This window comes from Micromonospora sp. M51, assembly GCF_018070305.1.
Lineage (GTDB): Bacteria > Actinomycetota > Actinomycetes > Mycobacteriales > Micromonosporaceae > Micromonospora > Micromonospora parva.
Genome location: NZ_JAGPXZ010000106.1, coordinates 1 through 12,128 on the forward strand (window position 1 = coordinate 1; position 12,128 = coordinate 12,128).

The following is a 12,128-nucleotide window of genomic DNA, read 5'->3' on the forward strand; positions in this document are numbered from 1 at the left end:
GGCGGCAGCCCGGCACCACGTGGAGGCCGGAGGGAAGCGTTTCCGGCCGTTGCTGGTGGCGCTCGGCGCGCAGTTCGGTGACCCGACCGGTGCGCAGGTGGTCCCGGCCGCCGTGGTGATGGAGCTCACTCACCTCGCCACCCTCTACCACGACGACGTGATGGACGAGGCCGCCGTGCGTCGGGGCGCGCCGAGTGCGAACTCCCGGTGGACCAACTCGGTCGCCATCCTGGTCGGTGACTACCTCTTCGCCCGTGCGGCGGACATCGCCGCCGATCTGGGCCCCGAGGCGGTCCGGTTGCAGGCGCGCACCTTCGCCCGGCTGGTGCACGGTCAGATCGCGGAGACCGTGGGGCCACGCCCCGACGACGACCCGGTGAGCCACTACCTGCACGTCATCGCGGAGAAGACCGGTTCGCTGATCGCCACGTCGGCCCGGTTCGGCGGCATGTTCGGTGGCGCCGCCCCCGAGCACGTGGAGGCCCTCGCCGGGTACGGCGAGACGATCGGCGTCGCCTTCCAGCTCTCCGACGACCTGCTGGACATCGCCTCCGAGTCGGTGCAGTCGGGCAAGACCCCCGGCACGGACCTGCGCGAGGGCGTCCCGACGTTGCCGGTGCTCTACGCCCGTGAGGCGGACGACTCCGACGCGTCGTCGGTGCGGCTGCGGGAGATCCTGGCGACCGGCCCGTTGACTGACGACGCGTTGCACGCCGAGGCGTTGGGGCTGCTGCGGGAGAGCCCGGCGCTCAAGCGGGCCCGGGAGACGGTGCGCAGCTACGCCGAGGAGGCCCGCGCGCAGCTCGCCCCGCTGCCGCACGGCCCGTCCCGCAGCGCGCTCGAGTCGCTCTGCGACTACATCGCCGACCGCACCAGCTGATCCGCGCCCCGCCCCGCTGCGGCGGCGACGCGGGTCAACAGTCGGCTGCCGGCGAGCATGAGAGCGGCGGCGAGGAGCATCGCCACGGCCGCGGTGGTCCACATCGCCGGGTAGCCGAGGTGCGCGGCGAGGGGGCCGAGGCTCAACGGGCCGAGGCAGCCGCCCGCGTACACCCCGGTCTGGGTGATCGAGGTGGCGGCGGCCGGTGACTGCGGGTGCAGCCGGACCACCGCGAAGTTCATCAGGCCGGGCCAGGCCCAGCCCAGGCCGAAGCCGAGCACCACACCGACGACCAGCGGCACCGAGCCGGTCACCGCGAGCAGGCCCAGCCCGACCGCGCCGACCAGCAGCATCGCGGCGATGAGGGCGACGTGGCCGGTGTCGCGACGGTCGGCCAACCAGCCGGCACCCACCCGGGCCGCCACGCAGACCGCGCTGCCCAGGGTCAGGGTGAGGCCGGCGAGACCCGGCGACAGGCCCCGGGCGGCGGCGGAGTCGACCAGGAAGGTGCCCAGCGCGTTGGCCGCGCCCGACGCCAACGTCGCCGCCGCGCCGATCACCACCAGCGCCACCGTCGCCCGAGCAGCGCGCGTCGCGCCGGCTCGCCGGGCCGGGCCGGGCAGCTGCCGGGGTACGGCGGCAAGCGTGGTCAGCGCGGCCACGGCGGCGGCCACGAACGCCCAGCGCCAGCCGGCGGTGAGCGCGATGGTGGGTACCGCCGCCCCGGCCAGCAGGGTGGAGACCGGGATGGCGGCCTGCTTGACCCCGAACGACAGCCCTTGTCGTCGCGCCGGCACGTGCTGGGCGAGCGCGGTGTTGCTGGCCAGTTGGCCGAGCGCGTTTGCGGCGGCGCTGAGCGCCAGCAGGCCGACCAGCACCGGGTACGACCGGGCGAAGGCGGCCACGGCCAGCATCGACCCGGCGGCCAGCAGGATGCCGCTGCGGGCCACCACTGCCGGTCCGTACCGCTCGACGAGGCGGCCGGAGGGCACCGAGGCCAGCGCGCTGACCCCGAAGTAGACGGAGACGGCCAGGCCCAGGCCGGCCGGCGAGAAGCCGAGGTCGGTGCCCATCTGCACGGCGAGACCGCCGAGCAGGAAGACGGGGAGTACGCAGGCCACGGTGGTGGCGACTGCGCCGGCGCTGGCCCGGACCGGATGGGGTCGGGCGAGCGCCGGATCGGGGGTGTTGGCGGTGTTGGTCATCGTTGGGCAAACCTACGTGAGCCCCGCTCAGCGCACTCCTGGTGACCGGCGGGGCACTAGCTGTGGATGGTGATCTGGCATCCTCGACCCGAACAGGCATTTCGCACCGGGCCTGTTTTTCATATGGTGTAAGTCCCCGGCGGCGGAGGTGGTTGTGCGCGACCCCTTGGCAGAACCTTCGGACCTGATTCGCAGCGTGTCCCGAGCGCTACGGGTGCTGGAGTCGGTCGGTCGCGCCCCGAAGGGCCTGACCGTCAAGCAGATCGCCCGGCGCTGTGAGCTGACCGTGGCCACCACGTACCACCTGGTCCGCACCCTCGCCTACGAGGGCTACGTGATCCGTCGCGAGGACGGCACGTACATCGTGGGGTTGGAGGTGGCCGACCGGTACCGGGAGCTTGTCACCGCGTTCCGGGGCCCACCGGCGGTCGGTGAGACGCTGCGGCGGGCCGCCCTGGACACCGGCTACAGCCACTACCTCGGTCGGTTCGTCGGCGGCCAGGTGGCCCTCACCGCGGTCGCCGAGGGGCACCGCTCGCCCTACCTGGAGGACCTGGTCCCCGGCTTCGACGAGGGGGCGCACGCCACAGCCCTCGGCAAGTCGTTGCTCGCCACCCTCACGAGCGACCAGCGCTACCGCTATCTGCGTGAGTACGGCATGCGCCCGTTCACCACCGCCACGCTGACCACCCCCGAGAGTTTCGAGGCCGACCTGGCCGCCGGTGACCGGCGCGGCATGCAGCTGGAGATGGGGCAGTTCCGGCAGGGGGTGGCCTGCGCCGCGGTGCTCGTCGCGCCGGACAAGGACATGGAACGCCGCGTCGTGCTGGCCTGCGCGTTGCCAGCCAGCGAGATGATGACCTCCGCCCGGGTGGTACGCGCCAAGCTGCTCACCGTGGCCCGCAGCGTGGCCGACGGCATCGCCTCCGACAACTGACCGCCGAGAGGCCCTCTCCCCGGTTGGGAGAGGGCCTCTCGGGGCGGTCCAGCGCCGGACCGCCGGGAACAACGTCATCGGCCTCTCGGCCGCGGTTACGACCTCAGCTGCCCACCGGGCCGCCGTCGAGGCGCCAGGTGACCACCACGCCCGGCTTGGCGTAGTCACCGTCCGGCCAGTTCGAGGCCGGGTTCTCCACCGAAGCCCCGCTGATCTCGCCCGGGTGCTGCACCGCGACGAAGAGCGAACGGTTGTCGCCGGTGATGAACGGGCCGCAGGTCTCCGCGCCGAGCGGCACGGTCAGGAACTGCTTGAGGTGACCCCGCTGCGGACCCTCCACAGCGGTGGCGAACAGGCCGTCGTTGCTGCCCAGCGCGTTGCCGTCGGTGGAGATCCAGTGGTTGCCGGTGGCGTCGAAGGCGACGGTGTCCGGGCAGGAGATCGCTGACACCTGGGTCTTGTCGTACCCGGCGAAGAAGGTCGACGGGTCGGTCGGGTCGCCGCAGACGATCGGCAGCGTCCAGGCGAAGGTCTCCGCGGCGTTGTCGTTGCGGTCCTCGACCAGCTCCAGGATCTGCCCGTGCTTGTTGGCGGTGCGCGGGTTGGCCTCGTCCGCCTTCGGGTTGCTGCCGACGCCGCGGTTGGTGTTGTTGGTCAGCGCCACGTACACCTTGCCGGTGAGCAGGCTCGGCTCGACGTCCTCGGGGCGGTCCATCTTGGTCGCGCCGACCTTGTCACCGGCGAGCCGGGTGAAGGTGAGCGCCTCCGCGGCGGTCATCCCGTCGACGAACGACCGGTTGCCGCTGACCAGCTTGATCCAGCGACCCCGGCCGTTGAAGGCGCCGTCGGTGGGGAGCCTGCCCGAGCCGTCGATCTCGGCGGCGCTGCTCTGGTCGAGCTTCGCCACGTAGAGCGTGCCGGACTCCAGCAGGGTCAGGTTGTGCTTGCGGGCAGCCCAGGAGTTGCCCTTCATGAACTTCTTGTCCGAGACGAACTTGTAGAGGTAGTCGAACCGCTCGTCGTCGCCCATGTACGCGACCACGTGGCCGTCCTTCGCGACGATCACGTTGGCGCCCTCGTGCTTGAACCGGCCCAGCGCGGTGTGCTTGCGCGGGCGGCTCTCCGGGTCGAACGGGTCGATCTCGACGACCCAGCCGAAGCGGTGTGCCTCGTTGGGGTTCCTCGCCAGGTCGAAGCGCTCGTCCGCGCGCTCCCACCTGCGGCTGCCGCTGGGGTAGCGGCTGGCGGTGCCGATGCCGTAGCGGTCCAGCTTCGGCTTCAGCTCGGCCGGGGCCGCGTCGGCGCCCACGAAGTACTGGTTGAAGTTCTCCTCGCCGGAGAGCACGGTGCCCCAGGGGGTCACCCCACCGGCGCAGTTGTTCAACGTGCCGACGACGGTACGACCCTTCGGGTCGGCGGCGGTCTTCAACCAGGCCGAGCCGGCGGCCGGGCCGGTGAGGTCGAACTTGGTGCTCAGCGCGGTGACCCGCCGGTTGTAGGGCCGGGGGCCCTTGCTGACCGGCTGCCACTGCCCGGTGCCCGCGACTCGCTCGAGCTCCACCACTGACATGCCGTGCGCGGCCATGGCGGTGCGCAGCTGCTCCACGGAGAGGCCGTCCAGGCCGGGGAAGCCCGGGAACATCAGGTCCTCGTTGGTGTACTCGTGGTTGACCACGAGCAGCGCCCGCCGGCCCTGCTTGTCCAGCGGCAGCACACCCACGAAGTCGTTGTTGTAACCGAACTGCTTGGACTGTGCGGCGGCGCTCTGGTGGTGCAGGTTGAACTCCGGTGCGCCCGGCAGCACCGGGTCACCCCACTTGATCACCACGGCGTGGTCGTAGCCGTTCGGCACGACGAGGGTGTCCAACTTGTTCGGTGGGATCGGCTTGAAGGTCAGCGCTCCGCTGCCGACCCCGGTGCTCGGACGGCCGAAACCGAAGGCCTCCGGGACGTCCGGGGTGGTGGCCGGTGCGGCCACGGCCGGGGCCGCACCGGCGAGCGCACCGGCCGCCGCGCCGCCGAAACCGAGCACCAGCGCGCCCACCGCGCCGGCCCGGACCACGCCACGCCGGGACATCTCGGCGTTCACCACGTCGCCGAAGTACGCGTTGTCGGAGGTGTTCGGCACCGGGTGGTCGCAGGCGTTTCCGCACCGGTACAGACAGGTCATGGCGTCACGGGTGCCATGGCGGGCGCCGGTCAACAGGGGGAGCAGCCGGGGGCGGTCGCTCATGGGGGAGGCCTCCAGAGGAGTCGGTGGCACGACAGGCGGCGTACCAGCCGGACGCTAGGAGGACGTGGTGAGCGCACGTCGGCCACGGTGTGAACCGGGCATGAACACCTTCGTGGGCGGCAACCACCCCGCAACCGGCCTGACCTCGGGCTGAACCGATCGGCGTGACCGCACGTATTCCCAGGCGGACGCCACCGCCGCACGCGCGCCGGAAGCGAGGAGACCGCCATCAGCGACCACGACGCCCAACTGCTGCGCGCGCTGCACGACGAGCACGCGGAGGCGCTGTACGCCCACGCCCTGCGGCTGGTCAACGGGGACCGGCAGCGGGCCGAGGACCTGGTCCAGGAGACGCTGCTGCGGGCCTGGCGACATCCGGAGTCACTCGACCCGAGACGCGGATCGGTGCGGTCCTGGCTGTTCACCACCGCCCGCAACCTGGCCATCGACGCCTGGCGGCGGCGGTCCACGCGGGTCGGCGAGGTGTTCACCGACGACCTGCCCGAACCGCCCGAGGTGATCGACGAGGCCGAACGGGCGGTGGAGGCGTGGACCGTCGCCGAGGCGCTGAACCGGCTCAGCCCGACCCACCGGGAAGTGCTGGTCGAGTGCTTCTACCAGGGGCGGTCGGTGGCCGAGGCGGCATCCCGCCTGGGCGTGCCGCCGGGGACCGTGAAATCCCGCACCCACTACGCGCTGCGGTCTCTACGGTTGGTCCTTGCCGAGATGGGGGTGACGGGATGACCAGGTGCGAGTTCGCGTACGACGACGGCGCGTACGTGCTGGGTGCCCTGGCCCCTGCCGAGCGGGCGGCCTACGAGCGGCACCTCGGCGGCTGCGCCTCGTGTCGGGAGGCGGTCGCCGAGATCGCCGTGCTGCCCGGGTTGCTCGGACGCCTCGACCCGGCGGGACTGGAGCAGATCCTGCCGCCGCCGGCACCGCCCAGGGTGCCCGCGCTGCTCGCCGAGGCCCGCCAGCGCCGACGTCGGGAACGCTCCGCGGACCGGCGACGGTACGCGCTGACCACACTGGCCGCCGCCGGGCTGGCGCTGCTGGTCGGCGTGGGCACCGCAATGGCGCTGCCTCGACCGGCCGGGCCGCCCGGGGCGCAGGGCACCCCGGCCCCGCAGGTGTCGATGGTGGCCATGCGACCGGTGGCCGCCGCCGGGCCGGTGCACGCCGACCTCGGGCTCACCGGCACCAAGTGGGGTACCGAGGTGACCATGCGCTGCGGGTACGACGCGCGGACGAGCTACGGCAAGGCGTACCCGTTCCGGCTCGTGGCGCGCGGACCGAACGGCGCCACCGAGCAGATCGGCTCCTGGCTGGCGGCCCCCGGTGACGATCTCAGCTTCACCGGTGCCACCAGGTTCACCGACGCCGAGCTGGTCAGCGTGGAACTGCAGAGAGCCGACGGCACGCCGATCCTCACCTACGCCGTCCCCTGACCCTGCGCGCGGTCCTCCGCGATCTTGCACTTTCTGCACTCTCATAAGGGGCATGGAAGGGCATATCGACGACCGAAACTGCAAGATCGCGGGGGTCGGGGGTGGGGTTACGCGGTGGGGACGGGTTCCAGGATCCGGGCCTGGGCCCGGGTGCGGCGGGAGTTGCGGACCGCGTCGGCGGTGAAGACGATCAGGGCCAGCCAGACCAGCGCGAAGCCGGCCAGACGGGCCGGCGGCATCGGCTCGTGGAAGATCAGCACACCGCAGCCGAGCTGAAGGATCGGCGCCAGGTACTGGATCATGCCGAGGCCGCTCAGGGGTAGCCGGTTGGCCGCCCCGGCGAACATGAGCAGCGGAATCGCCGTGGCCGCGCCGGCCAGCACCAGCAGCGCGGTGTGCCCGGCGGAGACGTGCCCGAAGGTGAGGTCGGCCTTCGCCGTCAGCCACCCCAGGTAGCCCAGCGCCGGCAACGCCAGCACCGCCGACTCGACGAAGAGCCCCTCGGCCGCCGGCAGCCCCAGCCGCTTCTTGACCAGGCCGTAGCCGGCGAAGCTGAACGCCAGGGTCAGTGCCAGCCAGGGCAGCCGACCGTAGTCAACGGTGAGCACCGCGACCGCCGACGCGCCGATCCCGAGCGCCACCCACTGCGTCGGGCGTAGCCGCTCCCGCAGCACCGTCACCCCGAGCAGCACCACGACCAGCGGGTTGATGAAGTAACCGAGCGCGGTCTCCACCACCCGGTCGGAATTCACCCCGTAGATGTAGGTGCCCCAGTTGACAGCGATCAGCGCGGCGGCGGCCACGATCCCCGCCATCGCCCAGGGGCGGCGCAGCAGCGCCCGCAGGAAGCCGACGTTGCGCAGCGCCGCCAGCAGCAGGGCCACGAAGACCACCGACCAGACGATCCGGTGGGCCAGGATCTCCAGCGGGCCGGCGGGTCGCAGCAGCTTCAGGTAGAGCGGAAAGAAACCCCAGAGCAGGTACGCGCCGAGGCCGTAGAGGTATCCCAGGCGGAGTGGTGTCACGCTTCCACCGTAAGGGGCGTAGTGCTGCTTTGTTCCTTTCCGGTGATCGGGGTCACCGGCGGTCGCCGGTCGAGCTGCATCCACCGCTGCGGGTTGTCCAGCGGCGTGAAGCCAACCCCCGCGTACACCTGGTGCGCGTCGTTGGTGCAGAGCAGGATCCGGCGTACGCCCAGCTCGGCCAGGTGGTCGCGGACCGCACCGGCCAGCCACCCGCCCAACCCCCGACCTCGGGCGGCCCGGTCGACGTACACGTCGCAGAGCCAGGCGAAGGTGGCACCGTCCGTGACGACCCGGGCCACCGCCACCTGGCGGCCGTCCTCCGGACGGTAGATGCCGAACGGCAGTGAGCCGGCGAACGACCGTTCGGTGGTCTCCCGGTCCCGCCCGAGCGCCCAGTACGCGTCGGTGGACAACCAGTGGTGCACCAGGTCCAGATCGATCCGCGCCGGATCGGTGCTGAGCAGGTGTCCGTCGGCGTAGGTCAGTGAGAACATGCCGCGACGCTAACCGCCGGGATGGGCACCCGGGCCGGCCAATTCCCGAACTCTGGTCAGCGGCCCGCCGGGGTCCCGGACCAGGTCGGGGCCCCGGCAAGCCGGGTCGGTGCTGGCTGGTCGCCGGTCAGTCCCGGTCGAGGACGGCGCCGAGGATCCAGGTCACGATGCTCACGAAGAGGGCGCCGAGCACCGCCGCCGGCCAGAAACCGTCCACTTCGAACGGCAGCCCGGCCTGGTCGGCGATCCAACTGGTGAGCAGGAACAGCAGACCGTTCACCACCAGGGCGATGAGACCCAGGGTCAGCAGGTAGAAGCCGCAGCCGACGGTCTTGATGATCGGCTGGAGAACAGCGTTGACCACACCGAAGATCACCGCCACCAGAAGCAGCGTGGTCACCGTCTCGGTGGCCGAGTTCGAATCCAGGGAGATGCCCGGAATGAGGAGCGTGGCGAGCCAGAAAGCCAGAGCTGTGCTGGCCAGCCGAATCAGCAGACCTTTCAGAAAACCCATGGCGGGGATCGTGCCACGGACCACGCACCGGCGTAACCCGACAGCTGGCCATCCTGGTGATCAGCCGCGCCTCGGCGGCCCGACTGGTCAGCCGCGCCTCGGCGGCCCGATCAGCTGCCCCTCGATCGGTGTGGGGGACAGCAGCGCCCAGCGCAGCGCCCGGCGGTTGACCACCGCCACCATGTCCTCCCGGATCCGGGTCAGCCACTCGGCCGAGCCGCCCAGCCCCAGCGCGGCTCCGGCCAGGGCGGCCTCGGCGGAGGTCAACGGCTGGAGCAACGCCAGGTCGGCCCGGCTCAGCGTGTCCACATCCGCCGGTGTCAGCTCGTCGCGTACCACCAGTGTGGCCCGCCACGGCGGGCCCGGCGCGGCCTCGGCCGCCACCGGCCCGGCGTCGACGATCACCAGCAACGGACGCAGCGCCGTACCCACCCCGTCGGCGACCGCCCGACCCGGCGGCAGCAACGGGAGCGTGCCGCCCGGTGCGCCAACCCCCCGGACGAACGGCTCCCAGGCGCGTGGCCGGACCGTCTGCACCACCACCAGGGCGCCGAGTGCCAGCGCGCGCAGGCCCACCAGTTGGGCGGCGCGCACCCCGCCGACCAGCAGCACCCGGGTGCTCTCCGGCCGGAACAGTCGTACGGTGACGGCCCGGCCGTGCCGGTTGGTGCCGACCATCAGCCCCGCGTCGCCCACCGAGAGCTCCCAGTCGGTCACCGCCGCGCCGGGCGGCGACCCGGGTGCCGATGGGCGGGGCTGCGCTCCGGACGCCGGCAACGCCAGCGGCAGCGTGGCGGCCAGCCCGCTCAGGTGGGCACCGTCGAGCCGCCGCAACTTTCCGCCCAGGTCGGTCACCAGTCGGATCAGCGCCTCCGTGGCCGCCGCCAACTCGGCCGCAGTCCCGGCCGCCAGACGCACCGTCAGCTCGGTCGGCACTGTTGTGGTCGCCGGTGAATGCGACGACGGCGTCATCGTCGGCGCCGGACCCGAGCACATGGACACCGTCGTGGCCGTCGCCGGCAGCGCGAGCAGGCGGGGCACCAGCCGGCGTCCGCCCGTACCGCCCGGGTCGGGCCACCGGGTCAGCAGGAAGGTGGCCTGGACCAGGGTGCCCGACCGGATCACCGCCCAGGACTCCCGGACCGGTTCGCCGTCCTGGTGGGCCAACTCGCCCAGGACACGCAGCGCCGCCGGCACCCCGAGCGGTCGCGCGGCCAACGGCCCGAGACGCCTGACGATCCGGCGGACCGTGCCGGCGAGCACCCGGCGCAGATCCTCCTCGGACCAACCGTCGACCCGCAGCACCCGGACGGCAACCACCGCCCGTTCCCGCCCGGCAAGCCGCCCGTCGGTGAGCTGCCGGTACGAGGTGCCGACCGTGCCACCGGCGCTCGGCACCGGTGCCGGTGCGCCCGCGAGCAGCAGTTGGACCAGCTGCGGGGGCAGGTCCGGCCCGGCCGGCGGGAGCAACGCGGCCGGGGCGGGGATCGCCTGGGACGCGTCACCCAGCAGGTCGCCCGGGTCCCCCAACTCCAGCAGCGCGACCATTCCCGTGGTGTCCTCCAGGACGGCCGCCGGCCCACCGGTCAGCTCGGTCGAGCGGACGACGGTGCCCGGGGCGACCAGGTCGAGCAGTTCGGCTGCTCCGGCCGGCCCGGTCAGCGCCCGGCGGCGGGTGAGGTGCCCGACGGCGGTGCCCAGCCACTCGAAGAGCCAGCGCCCCCGAAGCGGCACCCAGGCGGCCGCCACCAGCAGCACGGCCATCAGGGCGGCTACCGCGACGACTGGTGCGGGCCGGCCCAGGGCGACGAGGACGAGCGCCGCCGCTACCTGCGCGGTGACCAGTTGGCCGGCTCGCGTGCGGGCACCCGCGCGACGGCCGACCGCCACCCAGCGGCCCACCGTCGACCGGCGGCGGGGCGCGCGCTGATCGGCCGACGGCAGGCCACTGTCGGTGGGTCGGCCCGGCCCGGTCGCCGGTGCGCGGGCCCCTGCCCCGGAGTCGACAGGGGTCGGTGGGTGCGGCACCGTGCCTCCTCGACCAGTGGGAACCGGGTCGGGCGGTCGGCCGCCGCTGACGGCCCGTCACGCGCCGCGACGTGGCTGCGGCACATCGTAAGCGACCGATGGCCGCCTCGGTTGTCCACAGGGGAAGCCCGCGGGGTAGCAGAACTGCTACGAGGTCGCTACCGTCAGCCACGAAGTCCTTCGCTGACCCGTGTCTCAGTGCTCGACGACCGGGCCAAGCGACGACGCGTCGCCCACCGTGGACGCGTCGACGGCCAGGTGCGATCCGAGAGACGAGGTGACGTCCGGGTGTCCCAAACCAAGGCAGAAGCCGCAGTCATGCAGCAGACCGCCGCGAAGTTCGAGCAGGTGGACCAGTCGTTGCAGTCCATGCTGACCGGCCTGTTGGCCGAGCTGGAGGTGTTGCAGCAGGCCTGGCGTGGCGCTGGCGGCCGGTCGTTCGAGCAGGTCAAGCAGCAGTGGTCACAGGACCAGGCCGCGCTGCACCGCGCCCTGCGGGAGACCGCCGGTGCGATCCGCACCGCCGGCCGGCAGTACGACGTGTCCGACGACGAGGTGGCCAGCCGGGTGGCCGGCACCAACCGCGGCGGCATCCAGTTGCCGCTCTGATCCCGCTGGGGAGGGAATCCGATGGACCATGGTGTGCTGGTCGTCAACTTCGCCGCGCTGCAGCAGGCCGGCGCTGACATCCAGAAAGCGTTGAACACCCTCGACGCGCAACTCGGGCAACTCGAACGGGACGCCGCCCCGCTGGTGGCGAGCTGGACGGGCGAGGCGCGGCAGGCCTACGAGCAGCGGCAGGCGCGGTGGCGCTCGGCCTCACAGGACCTCCAGGCGATGCTGCGTGACATCAGGCTGGCGGTGAACGACTCCGCCACCGACTACCTGGACACCGAAAAGAAGAACACCGGGCTGTTCCAGTGAGCGATGTGGGCCGGGAGCGCTGACCGTGTCCGGGTCAGCGCCCCGCCCGCGGCCGGTCGCAGGTTCGGGCCGCGGGTGGGTGGGCTCAGGCCGGGCCGGCCGGGCGCCAGCGCCGACGGGCGCCCCGGGGCACCACCACGGCCAGCAGAGCCACGGTGAGCGCCGTCATGCCGACCACCGCGCCGACCAACAGGGCCCGGTCCCGAGCGGCGGCCCGGCGTGTCTGGCGGGCGAGTCGCGCCGGGTCGGCCCGATCGTCGGCGAGCGCGGCCACCGGCAGCGCTCCCGCCGGCCGGCCGCCGCTGGTCTCGGTGACCGCCCGGTAGGGGTTCAACACCCCGGCGCCGTACCCGCCGCCGTGGCCCGCGCCGGGAGCTGGATCGGCGGTGGCGATGATCCGCTCCGCGCCCTGGGCGGCGGTCAGCTCCGGCCGGTCCTCC

At 72.8% G+C, this 12,128-nt stretch carries 12 protein-coding genes and 1 pseudogene; 6 read left to right on the forward strand and 7 right to left on the reverse strand.

The genetic code is table 11. The features are described from left to right. The coding region (locus tag KBX53_RS08610) for a polyprenyl synthetase family protein (RefSeq protein ID WP_210858495.1) at nt 1–880 on the forward strand (880 nt) is incomplete at its 5' end. Here the strand turns inward: KBX53_RS08610 and KBX53_RS08615 are convergent. Next, complete coding sequence (locus tag KBX53_RS08615) at nt 856–2,085, reverse strand: MFS transporter (RefSeq protein WP_210858497.1); 1,230 nt, start codon at nt 2,083–2,085, stop codon at nt 856–858. The genes KBX53_RS08610 and KBX53_RS08615 overlap by 25 nt on opposite strands. A gap of 154 nt (nt 2,086–2,239) precedes the next feature. Here KBX53_RS08615 and KBX53_RS08620 point away from each other — a divergent pair, with 154 nt between their 5' ends. After that, the gene (locus tag KBX53_RS08620; protein WP_030334152.1) at nt 2,240–3,022 is read left to right on the forward strand and encodes an IclR family transcriptional regulator; all 783 of its coding nucleotides are present in this window, start codon (nt 2,240–2,242) and stop codon (nt 3,020–3,022) included. A gap of 103 nt (nt 3,023–3,125) precedes the next feature. On the opposite strand, the gene KBX53_RS08625 is transcribed toward KBX53_RS08620, so the two are convergent. Further along, nucleotides 3,126–5,255: a PhoX family phosphatase gene (locus KBX53_RS08625; protein WP_210858499.1), complete on the reverse strand. Its 2,130-nt coding sequence runs from the start codon at nt 5,253–5,255 to the stop codon at nt 3,126–3,128. A gap of 249 nt (nt 5,256–5,504) precedes the next feature. Here KBX53_RS08625 and KBX53_RS08630 point away from each other — a divergent pair, with 249 nt between their 5' ends. Both KBX53_RS08630 and KBX53_RS08635 read left to right on the forward strand, forming a co-directional pair. Continuing rightward, nucleotides 5,505–5,999: a sigma-70 family RNA polymerase sigma factor gene (locus tag KBX53_RS08630; RefSeq protein WP_030334158.1), complete on the forward strand. Its 495-nt coding sequence runs from the start codon at nt 5,505–5,507 to the stop codon at nt 5,997–5,999. Continuing rightward, nucleotides 5,996–6,703, forward strand: a complete 708-nt coding sequence (locus KBX53_RS08635) for an anti-sigma factor (protein ID WP_030334160.1) — start codon at nt 5,996–5,998, stop codon at nt 6,701–6,703. Before KBX53_RS08630 ends, KBX53_RS08635 begins: the two co-directional genes overlap by 4 nt. A gap of 107 nt (nt 6,704–6,810) precedes the next feature. Here KBX53_RS08635 and rarD read toward each other — a convergent pair whose 3' ends face one another. The 4 genes from rarD to eccE form a co-directional block, all read right to left on the reverse strand. Continuing rightward, the gene (gene rarD, locus KBX53_RS08640) at nt 6,811–7,728 is read right to left on the reverse strand and encodes an EamA family transporter RarD (protein ID WP_210858501.1); all 918 of its coding nucleotides are present in this window, start codon (nt 7,726–7,728) and stop codon (nt 6,811–6,813) included. Beyond that, on the reverse strand, nt 7,725–8,222 hold the full coding sequence (locus KBX53_RS08645; RefSeq protein ID WP_030334164.1) for a GNAT family N-acetyltransferase: 498 nt from the start codon (nt 8,220–8,222) through the stop codon (nt 7,725–7,727). The genes rarD and KBX53_RS08645 overlap by 4 nt, the downstream gene beginning before the upstream one ends. A 127-nt stretch (nt 8,223–8,349) precedes the next feature. Next, nucleotides 8,350–8,736, reverse strand: coding sequence for a phage holin family protein (locus KBX53_RS08650; RefSeq protein WP_030334166.1), 387 nt, complete (start codon nt 8,734–8,736; stop codon nt 8,350–8,352). An 87-nt stretch (nt 8,737–8,823) separates the two neighbouring features. After that, entirely contained in the window at nt 8,824–10,638 is a 1,815-nt protein-coding gene (eccE, locus tag KBX53_RS08655) for a type VII secretion protein EccE (protein ID WP_309140733.1), read from the reverse strand. Between the two features lie 414 nt (nt 10,639–11,052). On the opposite strand from eccE, the gene KBX53_RS08660 reads away from it, so the two are divergent. Then, complete coding sequence (locus KBX53_RS08660; protein WP_030334170.1) at nt 11,053–11,373, forward strand: WXG100 family type VII secretion target; 321 nt, start codon at nt 11,053–11,055, stop codon at nt 11,371–11,373. Between the two features lie 21 nt (nt 11,374–11,394). After that, nucleotides 11,395–11,688 (forward strand): WXG100 family type VII secretion target, encoded by a 294-nt coding sequence (locus KBX53_RS08665; RefSeq protein WP_030334171.1) that lies wholly within the window; start codon nt 11,395–11,397, stop codon nt 11,686–11,688. Between the two features lie 85 nt (nt 11,689–11,773). On the opposite strand, the pseudogene KBX53_RS08670 reads toward KBX53_RS08665, so the two are convergent. Then, nucleotides 11,774–12,128, reverse strand: a pseudogene (locus KBX53_RS08670) (type VII secretion-associated serine protease mycosin); the annotation flags it as partial.

Coding starts and splice junctions, on each gene's coding strand:
- KBX53_RS08645 (WP_030334164.1), bottom strand. CDS start 8,222: ATGTTCTCACTGACCTACGCCGACGGACACCTGCTCAGCACCGATCCG.
- KBX53_RS08650 (WP_030334166.1), bottom strand. CDS start 8,736: ATGGGTTTTCTGAAAGGTCTGCTGATTCGGCTGGCCAGCACAGCTCTG.
- KBX53_RS08615 (WP_210858497.1), bottom strand. CDS start 2,085: ATGACCAACACCGCCAACACCCCCGATCCGGCGCTCGCCCGACCCCAT.
- KBX53_RS08665 (WP_030334171.1), top strand. CDS start 11,395: ATGGACCATGGTGTGCTGGTCGTCAACTTCGCCGCGCTGCAGCAGGCC.
- KBX53_RS08635 (WP_030334160.1), top strand. CDS start 5,996: ATGACCAGGTGCGAGTTCGCGTACGACGACGGCGCGTACGTGCTGGGT.
- KBX53_RS08625 (WP_210858499.1), bottom strand. CDS start 5,255: ATGAGCGACCGCCCCCGGCTGCTCCCCCTGTTGACCGGCGCCCGCCAT.